Origin of the sequence: Arthrobacter sp. AG258 (assembly GCF_004364695.1) — a bacterium.
Taxonomy (GTDB): domain Bacteria; phylum Actinomycetota; class Actinomycetes; order Actinomycetales; family Micrococcaceae; genus Arthrobacter.
Genome location: NZ_SOBI01000009.1, coordinates 142,621 through 158,819 on the forward strand (window position 1 = coordinate 142,621; position 16,199 = coordinate 158,819).

Genomic DNA, 16,199 nt, shown 5'->3' on the forward strand with positions numbered 1-16,199 from the left:
GTTTATGGGGCGGGATAATGGTGCCATGGCCAAAACCCCTGCCCAGCGGATCAAGAAGCACGGCGCCAACGCGGTTGTGCCGCAGCATCACCTGCCACCGGTGGTCAACCCCTCCACCGCGCGCACGCCGGAGAAGGCGCAAGGCAACAGCAACCTCATTGTCATTGCCGGCGTGGTGGCCAGCCTGTTCCTGTTCTGGTACCTGCACCTGCTGACCCTGACCCAGATGACGCAGCTCTCCCAGGAGATGGCCATGCCGGATTCTCTGGTGGGCGGCTTCGATGCGGGCTACATCAGCCGTCTGCAGGAGGTCATGGACAGCGACGCCCTGGGCCAGCTGAGCTACGTCCACAAGACCGCGGGGACGCTCTTCCCGCTGATTTTTGGCTTTACCTGGCTTCTCCTCATCGGCACCAACGTGGCGCGGAAGGCGCTCCGCTGGGCATTGTGGGCTTTGCCCATGCTGTTCGTGGTGGTCCGGTTGGGCGGCAACGTGGCCATTGACGCCATGATGGCTTCCAGCGGACCCGACGCCGGCCAGGTTGGCCTGGCGTCCGGCCTCACCGTTGCCGGCTGGGTACTTTTGGTGCTGAGCCTCCTGGCCGGGGCCGCGGCCGTGTTCCTCAACAGGCGGGAACGGAAAGAACGTTAGGCAGCTGCTGCCCTGGCGCGTGCCGCCCGCCGTTCCTTCCGGTGCCGCCGCACCCGCTGCGCAATGACCAACCCGGCGGCGGCCATGCCCACCGTCACCGGATAGCCCATCAGCCGTTCCAGCGTGCCGGGCTCGGGCACGTCCATGCGGGTCAGGCCGCCGGTCGCCACGGCCGCCAGCGACACGCCGCCGCAGACCATCAGGAACCACGCCATGCCGGTCTGCCGCCGCCACAGGATGCCCAGGACCAGCAGGGCACACCCGCCGGCCAGGAAGTAGGTTATGGCCCCCACGTAATGCAAGGGTGAACCGGCGTCTTCCGGGACCAGGCCCACCACCACGGTCCCTGCCCCCGCGGCCCCGGTCAGCACCCGCACCCACACGGCGGCCAGCAGCGGCTTCCGGTGTGCATGGTCAACCCGGGCACCATGCCGTGCCGCGACGCACAGCAACCCCGAGCTCAGCAGCGCCGCACCCAGCAGCAGTCCAAGGCCCTGGAGGACGAACGAGCCGTTCATCAGCCAGTTCAGCGGCGAGCACACCTGCCGCCCGGCATGGACGCCGCAGTGCAGCGCACCAAGGTCGCTGATGTAGCCGGTCCGGAGGTCATACGGACGCGGGCCGGCCCAGGCGATGGCCACCACCGCCTCGGCGAGGAAGTACTGCAGCACGCTCAGCACGGACCAGGCACCGATGTAGTGCCGGGTGGACGCGGTGTCCGGCAGGTAGGCGGCAGCGGGAGCGGCAGTCGGGGCTGGACTCATGCTTTGAGCGTAGTACGGCCCGGCACCTTGTATGCTTGTAACCGTGTTCGGACCAGCCGGCCCCGCCGGTTGCCGAATGCCCGCCCTCGTAGCTCAGTGGATAGAGCACGGCTCTCCTAAAGCCGGTGTCGTTGGTTCGATTCCAATCGAGGGCACTTGAACCTCAGTTCCCGGCAGTCCCGCCTTCGCACCTACCTCCTGGGCGCCCCGGCGGACGGTCCCGCCGCCCCGGAGCGGCCGGGCCGCTGGCGGGTGGAGCGTGACCTGCTGGACAGGTCGGACGGCACCCGCGGAACCTTTACCGGCGTCGTGCTCTACACCCCAACGGACGACGACGGCCTGGCCCTTCGCGAGGAAGGCACCATGCGCTGGCCTGCTTTCACCGGTCCCGCCTCGCGGGAGTACGTGCTGAAGGCGTCCCCGCGGCCGGACGCCCTGGACGTGTTCTTTCCGGATGGCCGCCCGTTCCACCGGATGAGCTTTACCCCTGACGCCAGCCAGGACGCGCACTGGTGCGACCCCGATACCTACCGCGTGACCTACACCTGCCTTGGCCCTGGTTCCTTCACCTACAGCTGGGACGTGACGGGCCCCCGCAAGGACCTGCTGCTGGTCTCACGCCTGGTCCGGGAGGAGCCGTGAAGGATCGCATTGTGGTCTCGGCCGTCTGTGTGTTCGATGACGCCGGGCGGCTCCTGACCGTCCGGAAACGCGGCACGGCCATGTTCATGCACCCCGGCGGCAAACCGGAGCCGGGTGAAACCGCCGTTCAAGCCGCAGCCCGCGAGCTGGCCGAGGAGGTGGGGATCGTGGTCCCGCCGCAGGAGCTGGAACTAATGGGGGTCTGGGTGGCCGATGCCGCCAACGAGGCCGCCACCGACATCGAGGCAACCGTTTTCCTCGCCCCGGGTACCTGGCAGGCCAACCCGGCCGCGGAGATCGCCGAGATCCGTTGGCTGGACTACGCCGGGAGGGACGGCGCATCCCTCCCGGCGGACCTCGCACCGCTGCTCACGGACCACATCCTGCCCGTGCTGGCCGCGCGGCCGCTCCGCCGCTAGAACTCAGGGACGGCTTCCTCCGCGACGGCGGTGGCTTCGGCGAACTGGGTCCGGTAGAGCTCCGAGTAGCGGCCGCCCGCGGCCAGGAGCTCGGTATGGGTTCCGCGTTCGACAATCCGGCCGTCTTCCACCACCAGGATGGCGTCGGCGGCACGCACGGTGGAGAGCCGGTGGGCGATCACGACGGCGGTCCGACCCTCGAGCGCGGCGCCCAGGGCCGCCTGGACAGCGGCTTCGTTCGTCGAGTCCAGTGCTGCGGTGGCCTCGTCCAGGATGACCACCCGCGGCTGGGCGATCAGCAGGCGCGCGATGGTCAACCGCTGGCGTTCACCACCTGAGAGCCGGTAGCCCCGCTCTCCCACCACGGTGTCCAGTCCGTCCGGCAGGGACCGGATCATGCCTTCGAGCCGCGCCTGCCGGAGCACGTCCCACATGTCCTTCTCGGTGGCGTCCGGCCGGGCCAGGCGCAGGTTGGAGGCGATGGACTCGTGGAACAGGTGCCCGTCCTGGGTCACCATGCCCAAGGTGTCGCGCAGGGAATCGAAGGTGGTGTCCCGCACGTCCAGGCCGGACCCCGGCCTTGTACCGCCCAGCCGCACCGCGCCCGAATCGACGTCGTACAGCCGTGACAGCAGCTGGGCGATCGTGGACTTGCCCGCCCCGGAGGAGCCCACCAGTGCCACCGTCTGGCCAGGCTCCACCCGGAAGCTGATGCCGTGCAGCACTTCCTCGCCGCCGCGGGTGTCCAGCGTTGAGACTTCTTCGAGCGATGCAAGGGAGACCTTGTCCGCCGACGGGTATGCGAAGCGGACGTTGTCGAATTCGACCGACACAGGACCGGCAGGCACGGGCACGGCGTCCGGTTTCTGCTGGATGAGCGGCTTCAGGTCAAGGATTTCAAACACGCGTTCAAAGCTCACCAGCGCACTCATGACCTCCACGCGGGCGTTGGACAGCGCGGTAAGCGGGGCGTAGAGCCTGGTCAGGAGCAGCGCCAGGACCACCACGTCACCGGGCGCCAGTTGTCCGCCAAGGGCAAGCCAGCCGCCCAGGCCGTACACCAGGGCCAGCGCCAGTGCGGACACCAGGGTCAGGGCCGTGACGAACGTGAACTGCAGCATGGCCATCCGGACGCCGATGTCGCGTACGCGGCCGGCCCGGGCGGCAAACTCCCGGGACTCTTCGTCCGGGCGGCCGAACAGCTTGACCAAGGTGGCACCCGGTGCGGAGAACCGCTCCGTCATCTGGGTGCCCATGGCGGCGTTGTGAGCTGCGGCTTCGCGGCGCAGGTCTGCCAGTTTGGAGCCCATGCGCCGGGCCGGGATCAGGAAGATCGGCAGCAGCACCATGGCGAGGACGGTCACCAGCCAGGACCGGTTGAGCATTACGGCCAGCGTCAGGATCAGCGCCACCGAGTTGCTCACGACGCCGGAGAGGGTTCCGGCGAAAGCGGACTGTGCCCCGATGACGTCATTGTTGAGGCGGCTGACCAGGGCTCCCGTCCGGGTGCGGGTGAAGAAGGCAATGGGCATCCGCTGCACGTGGTCGAAGACCCGGGTGCGCAGGTCAACGATGACGCCTTCGCCGATGGTCGAGGACAGCCAGCGGGTCAACAGGCCCACTCCGGCCTCCGCGACGGCGACGATGGCAATCAGGACCGCCAGCCAGATCACCGTGCCGGCGGCGGCCTTGGCGATGATGGCGTCAACCACCTGGCCGGCGAGTACCGGGGTTGCGACGGCAAGGATCGCCGCGACGATGGAGGACAGCACAAAGGCGATGAGCTTGCCCTTGTGCGGGACGGCGAAGGCCAGCACCCGTTTCAGGGTTTCCTTGGAGAACGGCTTCGAGCCGCTCTTGGCGGTGCTGATGTTATAGAGCGAGCTCCAGGCCACGCGGTCCATGCTCATGGTTATTTCTCCTGGCTTGCAGTGTGGTGGAGCTCCTGGACCTTGCCGTCTTCCAGGTGCCACCGTGAGTCGAGCCGAACATTTTCGAGCAGCCTGCGGTCGTGGGTGACCAGCAACAGGGCGCCGTCGTAGCTTTCCAGGGCCTCTTCCAGTTGCTCAATGGCGGGCAGGTCCAGGTGGTTGGTGGGTTCGTCCAGGACCAGCAGGTTCACCCCGCGGGCCTGGAGCAGCGCCAAAGCTGCCCGGGTCCGTTCTCCGGGCGACAGGGAATCCACGCTCCGGGACGTGTGGTCCGCCTTGAGGCCGAACTTGGCCAGGAGGGTGCGGACGTCGGCGCTGTTCCAATCGGCCAGGACGGCCTCCACGGCGTCGCCCAGGGGCCGGGCACCGTCAAGCAGCCCGCGGGCCTGGTCGATTTCGCCGACGGCGACGGAGGCACCCATGGAGGCTTCGCCGTCGTCCGGTTCCTGGGTGCCCAGCAGCAGCCGCAACAAGGTCGACTTCCCGGCGCCGTTGGGCCCGGTAATCCCGATGCGTTCCCCGCCGTTGAGCTGGAGGTTCACCGGGCCCAGCGTGAAGTCCCCCTGGCGGGCCACCACCCCGCGCAACGTGGCGACGACGGCGCTGGAGCGGGGTGCCTGGCCGATGCTGAACTGGAGCTGCCACTCCTTGCGGGGCTCCTCCACCACGTCCAGCCGGGCAATGCGGGACTCCATTTGCCGGACCTTTTGGGCCTGCTTCTCCGAGGACTCCGTGCTGGCGGCCCGGCGGATCTTGTCGTTGTCCGGGCTCTTCTTCATGGCGTTCCGGACGCCTTGGGAGCTCCACTCGCGCTGGGTCCGTGCACGGGACACCAGGTCTGCCTTGGTGGCGGCAAAGTCCTCGTACTTCTCGCGGGCGTGCCGTCGGGCCACGGCGCGTTCCTCGAGGAAGGCGTCGTAGCCGCCGTCGTAAACGGCCACGCTGTTCTGGGCAAGGTCCAGCTCGACCACGCGCGTCACACAGCGGGCCAGGAACTCACGGTCGTGGCTGACCAGCACCACGCCGCCGCGAAGCCCCTGGACGAAGTTTTCCAGGGTGGCCAAACCGGCGAGGTCCAGATCGTTCGTCGGCTCATCGAGCAGCACCACGTCGAACCGGCTCAGCAGCAGCGCGGCAAGGGCGACCCGGGCGGCCTGGCCGCCCGACAGTCCGGTCATCAGCGCATCCGGGCCGGCGTCCAGCCCGAGGTCGGCGAGCGCAGCCGGAATGCGGTCATCGAGGTCCGCAGCGCCGGAGGCCATCCAGCGGTCGAACGCCCGTGAGTAGGCATCGTCGGCCCCGGGTTCGCCGGAACCCAGGCCCTCCGCGGTGGTTTCCATCTGCAGGGTCGCTTCCGCGCAGCCGGTCCGGCGGGCAATGTAGCCGGCCACGGTCTCACCGGAGAGGCGTTCGTGCTCCTGCGGCAGCCAGCCAACGAAGGCGTCGGCGGGGGCCAGGCTGATCGAACCGTCCTGCGGCTGGTCCACGCCGGCGAGGAGGCGCAACAGGGTGGACTTCCCGGCGCCGTTTGCTCCCACCACCCCGACGACGTCGCCCGGGGCGACCGTCAGCGAAAGCCCGGAGAAGAGCACACGGTGGCCGTGGCCGCCGGAAACATCCTTGGCAACGAGGGTTGCAGTCATTGATTCGTCCTTTCGCCACTGCCCGGGCAGCCAATATGCGGCCGGCGCAGCAGCGGTTACGGGGCCGCGGCGCCGCTGGGGCTGCAGGACATAGAAGAACCCGCTGGTCCGGACTTGGGGGGTGTACGGACCAACGGGCTCGACCATCAACTATAGACGAATGTGGGGCGCGGGCAAAATCCGCGGCACGGGTCCGGGCCGGCCGGCACGGTAAAGTTATCCACACCACCATACGTTCTGCAGAGGGCTTTCCATGACCATTCCCGCCAAGGCGTTTCAACGCTGGCTGCAAAGCATCGCCCCCGATGCCAGCACTGCGGACGTCTGCCGGGTTTCCGGGATCAAGCGCACCACCCTCGCCCAGCAGCTGGTCCGGGGAAAGGTGGCCGTCCACACCGTGGTCAGCATCAGCCGCGCCTATCACGCGAATCCGGTCGCTTCGCTGGCCGTCTTCGACGATTACCGCGTCCTGGCCGGCCCACCCCACCCCCCGACGAAGTGTGAGCTGGTAAGCCAGATTTCCACGCCCGATCTCCTGCGGGCCCTCCTGTCCCGGTCCGCCATGGACCCTGCCCCAGGAGCTGCCGCACCCGCCCTGGGCCCGGCCCCGCACGCCACTTCGGTGAAGAACTGGGTTGATGCGATCGACGACGGCGAGGTCCGGCAGCGGGTGTCGGCCAGCACCGGGGTGGCTCCGCAAAACTATTCAGCCCAGCTGACGGCCAACCGGCTCTCCCCCGAACTCGCCATGGCCACCGCCGTGGCGGCGGGGGTGGGCCCCGTGGGCGGCCTGGTGGCGACGGGACTTGTCACCGAGGAGGAAGCCGGCTGGCCCGCGGGGGCCCGGCAGGCCGCACTGGACAGCCTCTCCGACGGTGAACTCACCGTGCTCGCGGGAGACCGGCTGCAGGCCCTGGGCAAAGTGCTGCGCCGGCATGAACATGACCAGGCGCAAACGGAAAAAATATGGGAGAACCTGGGATGATCGAGACTCTCCAGTGGAGCACGCTGGCCATTTGCGGCCTCGTCGCCGCAGCACGCATTCCCAGTGCCCTCCGCGGCGAAAACCGTTCCCTGTTCGGCATCTTCGCTCTGATGACGCTTGCCATCCTCTTGAGCATCCAAGGCCCTTACCTCGTCATCGACCAGGCGATGGGCGGAATCAACCTGGCCAACCTGCTGCTGCGCTTCGTCGTCTTCGGCGCCATCTTCTTCCTGGGCATCCGCGTCTCCAGGGGCTTCGGGGCGGACGGCGCCTACCGGCTGATCACGGGAAAGACCGGGCTCATGGTCCTGCTCACCATCTCCGCCGTAATGGTTGCCCTGTTCCTGCTGATGGACACGTCGGGCTCCTCCGCCGGCTTGATGGCCATTTCCGCCAAGGGCGGACGCAACTCCGCCCTCGTCGAGTATTACGGCGCCGCCGGCCGGGCGTACCCCGCGTTCGTTGCACTCGCCCTGGTTCCGCCGATGGTGCGCGCAGTGCGGGAACGCCTGCCCCTCCTGGTGCGGATTGCCGCCGGATTGCTGGCACTGGGCGGGGCGGCCGTTGCGCTGACCCTGCTCTTTCCCTTGATCCCGCCGTCGATGAGCGCGGCGGAATTCATCATCAATTACTCGGCAGTCCTCTGCTACGTCGTCGGCCTGGCCCTGATCTGGACAGCCCGGATCGTCAACCGGCATTCGGGGTCCCGAAAGACATCTACCGAAATGTGACCTTTTCCGCTTTCACAAAATCATTAGCGTGTGACACAATCATGAATGTGTGAAGGCGGGCGGGCCAGGCGCTTTTGAACGGGGATAAATTCTGAATCGCCGGGACGTCCAAGATGCCTTCGCACACATTGGGGGGATGAGTGGTGGCGGATCGTTGGGGACCGCCCCCACTCAGCCTGTTTAAGGGCTCTGTACCCGGCCGTGCAGGTGCTATTGCCGGGTGAAGCGCAGGGTGACCAGCTGGAACGGCCGCAGGCTGAGTACGGCCCCGCTTCCGTCCGGATCAACTCCCGGCGCGTCACCTGCCCGCTCCAGCAGGTCCGTGGCCACCACTCCACTAACCGGGAAATTGGCGGTGATACGCCCGGCTGAGCGCTGGCCCAGGGACTCATAGAGCCGCACCACCACATCGCCGGAGCCGTCCTGCGCACACTTGACCGCTTCGACCACCAACGCAGGATTGCTGACCGTGAACAAAGGCTCCACCGGCGCCGCACCGCGAACCAGCCGGGGCGCCAGGTTGGTCCGGTATCCCTCCTCGATGGCGTCCGCAATGCCGGCGCCCGGGCGGATGGACACGGTCAATTCGTGGCGGCCGCGGTCGGCGTCGGGGTCGGGGAACTTGGGTGCCCGCAACAGGGACAAACGCACCGTCGTGGTGGTTCCCCCGTCGGTGTCCCTGACGCTCCTGCCCACATCAAGGCCGTACGTGGAAGAGTTCGAAACTGCCACCCCATAGCCGGGCTCGCCCACGTGGATCCACCGGTGGGCGCAGATTTCGAACTTGGCGGCCTCCCAGGAAGTGTTGGTGTGGGTGGGCCGGAAGACATGGCCGAACTGGGTTTCCGCTGCGGACCGATCGGCCCTCACATCCAGGGCGAAGCCCAGCTTGAGCAGCTTCTCCCGCTCCTGCCAGTCGACGGTGGTGGTGATTTCCAGTGAAGGGCTGCCGGGCGCCAGGGTGATGCGCTGCGTGAGCGGCGAGGTGCCTGCCAGCCGGTCCACGACGACGACGGCGGCCGCCCCGTCGGTGGACAGCCGGACCGATTCCGCGTGCCGCAACGGTGTGACGTTCCGGCGGTAGAACTCGTCGATGTCCCAGGCATCCCATTCGTTGGGCGTGTCCCGGTGCAGCTCCAGCAGGTTGCCGCGCTGGCCGGGGGCGATGGCCTCCCGGCCGGTGGCATGGTCGCGGAGGGAGACCAGCAGCCCGTCGGCGTCCACCACTGCGCGGATGATGCCGTTGTCCAGGATGCAGCAGTCGCCGTCCCGGGTGGCCTGTACGGCGTCCGTCGCGGCCACGGGCGTGGCCGCGGCGAGCGCCGGAACACCCTGCCGCGCGTGCGGAGCCGCATTGAGCAGGAACTCCTGTTCGCCCGCACCCAGCATGGCTGATGCCGCCTGGCCAATGATTGCTTCGAGGGCGGTGTCGATGGCCCGGTAGTTCCGCTCGGCATCCTGGTGCACCCAGGCAATGGAGCTGCCCGGCAGGATGTCGTGGAACTGCTGCAGAAGCACCAAGTGCCAAAGCCGCCGGAGTTCAGCTGCGGGGTACTCGTAGTCGCCGCCGGTACGGACCGAAGCCGTGGCGCACCACAGCTCCGCCTCGCGCAGCAGGTGCTCACTGCGCCGGTTGCCTTTCTTGGTGCGCGCCTGGCTGGTGTAGGTGCCGCGGTGCAGTTCCAGGTACATCTCGCCCACCCAGACGGGCAGCCCCTGGTAGTCGTCCTCGGCCTGCCGGAAGAAGCTCTCCGCCGACCCGATCCGCACCTTGGGCGAACCTTCAAGGTCCCGGGTGCGGGCCGCGGCAGCCAGCATCTCCCGCGTGGGACCGCCGCCGCCGTCGCCGTAGCCAAACGGCACCAGGGACACGGTGCCGCGTCCGTGGTCCCGGTAGTTGCGTTCTGCGTGGGCCAGGTCGCGGCCGCTGAGGTCCGAGTTATAGGTGTCCACCGGCGGGAAGTGGGTGAACAGCCGGGTGCCGTCGATCCCCTCCCAGTTGAAGGTGTGGTGGGGCATCCTGTTGGTCTGGTTCCAGGAGATCTTCTGCGTGAGGAACCAGCGGCTGCCTGCCGCTTTGACGATCTGGGGAAGCGCCGCGCTGTACCCGAACGAGTCCGGCAGCCAGGCTTCCCTGCACTCGATGCCGAACTCGGAAAGGAAGAAGCCCTTGCCCTCCACGAACTGCCGGGCCATCGCTTCGCCGCCGGGCATATTGGTATCCGATTCCACCCACATGCCGCCGACCGGAACGAACTGGCCGGCGCGCACCTTCTCGCGGATCCGCCCGAACAATTCCGGGTAGTACTCCTTGATCCAGGCCAGTTGCTGCGCGGAGGAACAGGAGAAGACAAAGTCCGGGTTCTCGTCCATCAGGGCCACGACGTTGGAGAACGTCCTGGCGCACTTGCGGATGGTTTCGCGAACGGGCCAAAGCCACGCCGAGTCGATGTGCGCGTGCCCGGTGGCCACCAGCTGATGGGCGGAAGCGTACGCCGGCCGGCGCATGACCTCGGCGAGGGCCTCACGCCCTGCCGCCGCAGTCCCGGCGACCTTGTCCGGGTCCATGACGTCCATCATGCGTTCCAGCGCCCTGAGGATCTCGTGGCGGCGCGGCAGTTCCAAGGGCAGCTGTTCCATCAGGCCGGACAGGGTCCAGATGTCCTGCTGGAGTTCCCACACGCACTGGTTCAGTTCGGCGATGGCGATGGTACCGAGCCGGTACTGCGGCGCTCCGCCGGCTGTTGCCTTGTCGCCGAGCGGAGTGGCCGCGAAGGTCCAGCCCTGCGCCATGTCGGGGTTCGCAGCGGCCTCCACGTAGAAGTCCACGGCCATGCCGCTGCCCAGGAGCTTCAGCGGGATGTACTGGTTGCGGGGTGAGATTGCCTTGATGATGGACCCGTCTGAACGCCAGGCGATTCCCTCGCACTGGAATCCGGGCGCCTCCGTGGTGAACCCGAGGTCAACCACCACCTCCAGGGTGGTGTCCGGGCCGCCGCCCCACGATTCCGGCACCTCGCCCTGAAGCCGCAGCCAGGTGGTCCCCCATGGCTTGCCCCAGGGCGCGCCGTGTTCCTGCGGCTGGAACTGCTGCCGCATCGCTTCCAGCGCAGGGACCGGCTCGCCGGGAACTTCCCAGCTGCTCAGGGCAAGCGGAACCGTCCTGCTGTAGACGGCCGGGGTGATGCGCTCGCGCACAAACCTTGCCAGGCGGACTTCCGTGATCCTGCGGTCGTCATGCAATATTGGTCCTCTTTAAGCTTGGAACTGGATCATTGTGTCCATTCGATGGACAAATCTACCCGTTGGCTTCGCGGCATCCAACCCCTCGAGCCGGACGTTCACCCCTGAGCCTGCGGGACGGCGGCTTCCGGTCGCAGGATCCGGGTTTCACCGGAGTAGACGTTGAAGCTCGAGCCCCGGCTGAAGCCCGCCACGGTCAGCCCGTTGGCCTCGGCCAGCTCCACGGCAAGGCTCGACGGTGCGCTGACGGCGGCCAGGACGGGTATCCCGGCGAGGGATGCCTTCTGCACCAGTTCGAAGGACGCCCGTCCGGACACCTGCAGGACTGTGCCGGTCAGCGGCAGGAGGCCTTCGCGCAACGCCCACCCCACCACCTTGTCCACGGCGTTGTGCCGCCCTACGTCCTCGCGCAGGCACAGGAGGCGCGGCTCGCCGTCGTCCCCAATCCTGAAGAGGCCCGCGGCATGCACTCCGCCGGTATCGTCAAAGAGGCGCTGGGATTTCCGCAGCAGCCCGGGCAGCGACGCCAGGACCTCCGCATCGACTCTCAGCGGATCCGACTGCGGGCTGAAGTGCGAGGACTTTTGGACCGCATCGATGGAGTCGGTTCCGCAGATGCCGCAGGAGCTTGAGGTGTAGACCTTACGCCCGGTATCCGGAACCTCGACGTCGGGCCGCAGCTGGGCCTCCACCACGTTGAACGTCTGGACGCCGTCCTCGTCCTCGCCGGCACAGAATCGCAGCGATACCAGTTGCTCCGGAGCCCAGATGACGCCCTCGGACACCAGGAATCCGGCCACGAGGTCAAAGTCGTCCCCGGGAGTCCGCATGGTCACCGAGTAGGAAAGCCTGCCGAGCCGGATTTCCAGCGGCTCCTCCACCGCGAGGACGTCTTCGCGGTGGCGGACCGGGTACTCCAGGGCGCCCGGCGATCCATCCAGTACGAATTTGTGCACCTTTCGGCGCTGGGTTACGCGTCCCATGTTCCAGCCTGCCTCGTCATGACTCCATCATGGCACTTTCGGCGCCCGGCTCAGTCCAGCAGCGCGCTCCAGTCGACGGGGCCGCTGGGTGCGGGCTTGCCCTTGGGCTGCCCGGTCCGTCCGGCGGTTCGGGGCTTGGGCTTGGCCGCCGCGTCCGCGGGCGGCGGGAGGGGCGGCCCCCAGGGCAGTGCGAAGGCCGGCACCGGCTCCCCCAGTTGCACGCCGTGCGGCGGTACCACCAGGACGGCGTCGGCGGCAGCCAGTCCCCGCATCATTCCCGGTCCTGTGTGCTGGGCCGGCGACGCCATGCCGTACAGCAGCCGGAACGGCATCAGCCGGGTGCGCCCCGGGTCCGGTTCGATCATGGTGCCGCACGGCACCTCCTGGACGGCGGGCATGGCGGCGTGGCCCAGCGCTGCGAGGAGTGGTGCGCCCACAGTGGACAATGCCATCATGGCCGCGAGCGGGTTGCCCGGGAGGCCCAGGACAAAGCGGCCGTCCGGAAGTTCGGCAAGGACGGCGGGGTGCCCCGGACGCATGGCCACGCCGTCGATGACCAGCCGGCCGCCAAGTTCAGCCACGGCCCGGCGGAAGTGGTCGGTCCCGGAGCGCCCGGTTCCTCCGGTGGTAATGACGACGTCGGCCGGCAGGTCCGGCGCGTCCGGCACAACGTCTTCGAGCGCCGCAAGCCATTCCTCGTAGGAGTCGCCGATTCGCTGCTGGCCGCCCGGTATGCCACCCAGCATCGCTACGACGTCCTGCAGCTGGGGCCCAAAGGTATCCCGCACCTTGCCCGGATCGGGGGTTCCTGAGTCCACCACCTCGGAGCCTGTCAGGACGAGGCGCACCACGGGCTTTCCCTGAACCTGGAGTTCATCGTGTCCGGCCAGTGCGGCCAGTGCCAGGTGTGCGGGGTTGAGGTCCACGCCGGCTTTGACCAGGACGTCCCCTTCCAGGGCCTCTTCGCCCGCTTTCCTGATGTGCTCACCGGCGCGAGGTTCCCCCGGGCGCGCCTTTCCTCCGGCCATCAGCAGCGGGAGTCCCTCGTCGTCCGTGGCCAGGACCGCATTCTCGGTCCTCAGGACCGCTTTGCCTCCGGCCGGGATCAGGCCTCCCGTAACGATGATGCTTGCTTGGTGCGGGGCAAGGCGGTTCCCGGGGTCCACCGGAATCCAGGGGCCGCTGCCGTTGACCGCCCAGCCGTCCATGGCTGAGGACGCATAGTGCGGCATGTCCTGGAGTGCCAGGATGTCCTGGTCGAGCCTGCGGCCGAGGGCCATGCGCAGCGGCACCGGCCCTGCCGGGATCGGGGTGGCCGCATCGAACGCAGCCTGCCGGGCTTCTTCCCAGGTGTGCGCCAGGTGGTGCCCGCTGGTTTCAGCCTCCGGTTCCGTGGTTTCCGGTCCAGGTGTTTCGTGCCCGGCGGTCCCCTGTGGTGCTTCGGGCTCGTCGGCAGGTGGGACCTCCGGCCAGTCGCGGGGTTCTGCCGTCATTCGCCGGGGGTCCCGGCGGCAGCTTCATTCTCGTAGTCGGCAGCCAGGGACCGAGCCACGGCCATCGCCGCTTCCATGGACGCCGTGTCCATTTCCCTGCCCGGTGCGGCAGCCAGCCCCGCGGCGAATCCTGCGATGAACGTGGTGAGTGGAGCAGCCGGCCGGACCACGGCGTGGGCTGCGACGCCGGCAAGGGACAGCACTGCGTTCACGTCCACCTGGACGTCCTCCAGCTTGTATGCCTGGAGTAGGGCCCTGCACCATTCCTCCAGCGTCTCGTCCTGGCTTTTCACGACTTGCCTCCCACGTTGGCTCCGCACGTTTTGGTCAAAGTCTTCACGCTGGCTCCCGGCGGCGATCCCCAGCGTGGCAGCATCACCCCACGTATCCACGTCGGCAGTGGACCCGGCTGGGACTGTGACAAGCTGCACGTCCAGATTAGCAAGGAGGGACCTCACGGAGCCGTTGACCAGGGCGTCCCGGCGGGACAACTCACCGCACGATCTTTTTAACTCATCAGTGTTATATATGGCTGCCAGCGGCTGTTCCCTGCCGTCGGCCGAGCGGCCCACGGCGCCCCGGCCATCGCCCGCAGCTGCCACCGCGTCCCGGAGCATCGCCACCGCCCGGGCTGCCAGCGGCATGTCGCAGGCGAGAACCAGAGTGAAGGGCGCCCCTCCCCCATAGGTGGCAAGGGCATCGAGGCCGGCTGAGATCCCGGCGGCAGGACCGGCAAACTTCGGCTCCTCCCGGCAGGACAGGACGCCTGGCGGCAGGGCCTGGGCGGGTCCGGCCTCATCGGCAGCCCCGCGGGACGGAGGGCTGCCGGCGGAAACGTCGCCCACAACAACCGTGCGGCGGGCACCGGCAGCGGCGTCAAGGGTCCATGCCAGGAGGGTTCTTCCCCGGAGGACCAACGATTGCTTGGGTACTCCACCCAGCCGTGATGATCGGCCGCCCGCCAGGATCAGGGCGTCAAAGATCAACGGGTCCGTTTGCACCCACCCAGCCTAGCGAACAGCAACCGGCCTGGAAGCCGCTTGTCAGGCGGCGCGCTCGGGAAGCAGGAATGGATCCCAGGCGGGGGTTGGCTTCTCCAGTTCCTTGATCTGCCAGATGGTTCCGTGCGGCGGCTCCGGCACGAAGCGCAGGGTCCATCCCATCTCGCCGGGGGTATGGTCACCCTTGACGTTGTTGCACCGCAGGCAGGCAGCCACGAGATTCTCCCAGGAATCGGCTCCGCCCCGCGATTTTGGGTGGACATGGTCGATTGTGTGCGCTGCCTTTCCGCAATATGCACACTTGTGCCCGTCACGTCGAAGCACACCACGGCGGCTGACGGCCGTTGAGTGGTTGTACCGCGGGCGGATGTAGCGGTTGAGGAGGATCACGGACGGGCGGCCCAGGACGTCAGTGGGGCCCACCACGGGATCATCCCCCTCGGCCACCACGCTCGCCTTGCCTGTGAGCACAAGCACCAGCGCCCGGCGGAAGGTGATAACCGCCAGCGGTTCATATCCAGCATTCAGAACGAGAGTGCGCATGCACGTACCTCTTCACGGCCGCACCCGTCAGGGGCACGAGGGCCGGCTGCCCTCGGCATGTCCGGGCTATGGATCGACATCACAAGAGTAAACAGAGAATTGCAATATCAGGTAATCGGTATGCGCGGAGGCCGGATCCCCACCCCGGTGGCGGGAGCCGGGATGCACGCAGAATGGCGGGATTTAAACGGGAAAAGACCCCCGCCTCAAGGGCAGGGGTCCTTCCGGGCACATCTTATGCGGCGCCGCGTGCGGCGGGCGGCAGTGGTTACCGAACGTGGATGAAGACCGGTCCGGAGCCAACGTTGGCGCTGAACACAACGGTGTCGTTGCCGTTGAAGCCGCCGTGGACGGCCATCCCGTTTCCGGCGTAGACGGCGATGTGGGCCATTCCTCCGCCACCGTCGGCGTAGTAGATGAGGTCGCCGGGCTGGGCCTGGGATGCGGACACCCTGTCACCCAATGACAGGTAACCGGCGGGCCAGTCGTGGAAGTGGATGCCGACGGCAGCCAATGCGTTGGTCACCAGCATGGTGCAGTCCTGGTGTACGCCAAGCTGGGCGTAGGCAGCGGACAGGATGGCAGCACCCTTTCCGCTGGCGGAAACCTGGGCGGCGGGGGCAGCCGTGGCATCGGCAGTTGCAACCTTGGCAGTCACCTTGGGAGCGGCAACGGCCTGGGCAACGGGAGCGGGAGCGGCTTCCTGCACCGCAACCTCGGGCTCGGGAGCCGGTGCCGGAGAGGTGGTAACGGCCGGCTTTTCGAAGCTGATGGCAATGGTGGAAGCCGCTGAGATCGGAGCGTCGACGGCGGATTCAACTTCCATGGCGGATGCCGGAGCCGAGTCGCGCTTGACGTTGGTGTCGGCTGCGTTGGCTGCGATGCCGCTGGTCAGGACCAGGCCGGAAGCTGCAGCGATTACTGCAGCCTGGCGGCCCATGCCGCCGGCGTTGTCGCTGACAGCCTTGGCAATGATCGCGATCGAGTTGGTTTTGGTGACCTCGGCGCGGTGCCGTGCGGTAGCACGAGTCGTCATCAGTTCTCTCTTTCGTTTTCCTCTGGACCGCGGTGGCCTGTCCGAGGGGGTTGGATGCGCCGGCATCTTGGGGGTACGCCGGCGCGTCCCGAACGGGGATGTTGGTTTCTAGCGAAAAAGCTTTGGGCAAAGA

The 16,199-nt window shown here is 67.7% G+C and carries 14 protein-coding genes and 1 tRNA gene; 6 read left to right on the forward strand and 9 right to left on the reverse strand.

Translation table 11 applies throughout. From position 1 onward, the window contains the following. Positions 1-25: 25 nt before the first annotated feature. A complete protein-coding gene (locus DFO47_RS17980) occupies positions 26-652 on the forward strand; it encodes a hypothetical protein (protein ID WP_133832516.1) in 627 nt (208 codons plus the stop codon). On the opposite strand, the gene DFO47_RS17985 is transcribed toward DFO47_RS17980, so the two are convergent. Next, entirely contained in the window at positions 649-1,416 is a 768-nt protein-coding gene (locus tag DFO47_RS17985; protein ID WP_133832517.1) for a DUF998 domain-containing protein, read from the reverse strand. The genes DFO47_RS17980 and DFO47_RS17985 overlap by 4 nt on opposite strands. Before the next feature lie 82 nt (positions 1,417-1,498). Between DFO47_RS17985 and DFO47_RS17990 the strand changes: the two genes are divergently transcribed. The 3 genes from DFO47_RS17990 (at position 1,499) to DFO47_RS18000 (ending at position 2,477) form a co-directional block, all read left to right on the forward strand. Next, positions 1,499-1,571, forward strand: a tRNA-Arg gene (locus tag DFO47_RS17990). A gap of 43 nt (positions 1,572-1,614) precedes the next feature. Continuing rightward, positions 1,615-2,058: a DUF6314 family protein gene (locus DFO47_RS17995; protein ID WP_133832561.1), complete on the forward strand. Its 444-nt coding sequence runs from the start codon at positions 1,615-1,617 to the stop codon at positions 2,056-2,058. Then, positions 2,055-2,477 carry an NUDIX domain-containing protein gene (locus tag DFO47_RS18000; protein ID WP_133832518.1) on the forward strand — a complete coding sequence of 141 codons (423 nt, stop codon included), beginning with the start codon at positions 2,055-2,057 and terminating at the stop codon, positions 2,475-2,477. The genes DFO47_RS17995 and DFO47_RS18000 overlap by 4 nt, the downstream gene beginning before the upstream one ends. On the opposite strand, the gene DFO47_RS18005 is transcribed toward DFO47_RS18000, so the two are convergent. Both DFO47_RS18005 and DFO47_RS18010 read right to left on the reverse strand, forming a co-directional pair. Next, positions 2,474-4,387, reverse strand: a complete 1,914-nt coding sequence (locus DFO47_RS18005) for an ABC transporter ATP-binding protein (RefSeq protein WP_133832519.1) — start codon at positions 4,385-4,387, stop codon at positions 2,474-2,476. The genes DFO47_RS18000 and DFO47_RS18005 overlap by 4 nt on opposite strands. Positions 4,388-4,389: 2 nt before the next feature. After that, positions 4,390-6,051, reverse strand: a complete 1,662-nt coding sequence (locus DFO47_RS18010; protein WP_018762162.1) for an ABC-F family ATP-binding cassette domain-containing protein — start codon at positions 6,049-6,051, stop codon at positions 4,390-4,392. A gap of 253 nt (positions 6,052-6,304) precedes the next feature. On the opposite strand from DFO47_RS18010, the gene DFO47_RS18015 reads away from it, so the two are divergent. After that, entirely contained in the window at positions 6,305-7,036 is a 732-nt protein-coding gene (locus tag DFO47_RS18015) for a hypothetical protein (protein ID WP_018762161.1), read from the forward strand. Further along, on the forward strand, positions 7,033-7,767 hold the full coding sequence (locus DFO47_RS18020) for a hypothetical protein (protein ID WP_018762160.1): 735 nt from the start codon (positions 7,033-7,035) through the stop codon (positions 7,765-7,767). Before DFO47_RS18015 ends, DFO47_RS18020 begins: the two co-directional genes overlap by 4 nt. 210 nt (positions 7,768-7,977) lie before the next feature. Here DFO47_RS18020 and DFO47_RS18025 read toward each other — a convergent pair whose 3' ends face one another. The 6 genes from DFO47_RS18025 to DFO47_RS18050 all read right to left on the reverse strand — a co-directional run bounded on the left by DFO47_RS18025 (position 7,978) and on the right by DFO47_RS18050 (position 16,066). Then, positions 7,978-11,010: a glycoside hydrolase family 38 C-terminal domain-containing protein gene (locus DFO47_RS18025; protein WP_133832520.1), complete on the reverse strand. Its 3,033-nt coding sequence runs from the start codon at positions 11,008-11,010 to the stop codon at positions 7,978-7,980. 98 nt (positions 11,011-11,108) lie between these two features. Further along, on the reverse strand, positions 11,109-11,993 hold the full coding sequence (gene fdhD / locus DFO47_RS18030) for a formate dehydrogenase accessory sulfurtransferase FdhD (RefSeq protein ID WP_026264696.1): 885 nt from the start codon (positions 11,991-11,993) through the stop codon (positions 11,109-11,111). A 50-nt stretch (positions 11,994-12,043) separates the two neighbouring features. Then, positions 12,044-13,486, reverse strand: coding sequence for a molybdopterin molybdotransferase MoeA (locus DFO47_RS18035; RefSeq protein WP_133832521.1), 1,443 nt, complete (start codon positions 13,484-13,486; stop codon positions 12,044-12,046). Continuing rightward, complete coding sequence (locus tag DFO47_RS18040; protein WP_243835532.1) at positions 13,483-14,487, reverse strand: NTP transferase domain-containing protein; 1,005 nt, start codon at positions 14,485-14,487, stop codon at positions 13,483-13,485. Before DFO47_RS18040 ends, DFO47_RS18035 begins: the two co-directional genes overlap by 4 nt. A gap of 42 nt (positions 14,488-14,529) precedes the next feature. Further along, complete coding sequence (locus DFO47_RS18045; RefSeq protein ID WP_018762155.1) at positions 14,530-15,030, reverse strand: HNH endonuclease; 501 nt, start codon at positions 15,028-15,030, stop codon at positions 14,530-14,532. Between the two features lie 268 nt (positions 15,031-15,298). After that, positions 15,299-16,066 (reverse strand): NlpC/P60 family protein, encoded by a 768-nt coding sequence (locus DFO47_RS18050; protein ID WP_133832522.1) that lies wholly within the window; start codon positions 16,064-16,066, stop codon positions 15,299-15,301. Positions 16,067-16,199 lie beyond the last annotated feature (133 nt).

Coding starts and splice junctions, on each gene's coding strand:
- DFO47_RS18005 (WP_133832519.1), bottom strand. CDS start 4,387: ATGAGCATGGACCGCGTGGCCTGGAGCTCGCTCTATAACATCAGCACC.
- DFO47_RS17980 (WP_133832516.1), top strand. CDS start 26: ATGGCCAAAACCCCTGCCCAGCGGATCAAGAAGCACGGCGCCAACGCG.
- DFO47_RS18015 (WP_018762161.1), top strand. CDS start 6,305: ATGACCATTCCCGCCAAGGCGTTTCAACGCTGGCTGCAAAGCATCGCC.
- DFO47_RS18010 (WP_018762162.1), bottom strand. CDS start 6,051: ATGACTGCAACCCTCGTTGCCAAGGATGTTTCCGGCGGCCACGGCCAC.
- DFO47_RS18050 (WP_133832522.1), bottom strand. CDS start 16,066: ATGACGACTCGTGCTACCGCACGGCACCGCGCCGAGGTCACCAAAACC.
- DFO47_RS17985 (WP_133832517.1), bottom strand. CDS start 1,416: ATGAGTCCAGCCCCGACTGCCGCTCCCGCTGCCGCCTACCTGCCGGAC.
- DFO47_RS18020 (WP_018762160.1), top strand. CDS start 7,033: ATGATCGAGACTCTCCAGTGGAGCACGCTGGCCATTTGCGGCCTCGTC.
- DFO47_RS18045 (WP_018762155.1), bottom strand. CDS start 15,030: ATGCGCACTCTCGTTCTGAATGCTGGATATGAACCGCTGGCGGTTATC.
- DFO47_RS18035 (WP_133832521.1), bottom strand. CDS start 13,486: ATGACGGCAGAACCCCGCGACTGGCCGGAGGTCCCACCTGCCGACGAG.
- fdhD (WP_026264696.1), bottom strand. CDS start 11,993: ATGGGACGCGTAACCCAGCGCCGAAAGGTGCACAAATTCGTACTGGAT.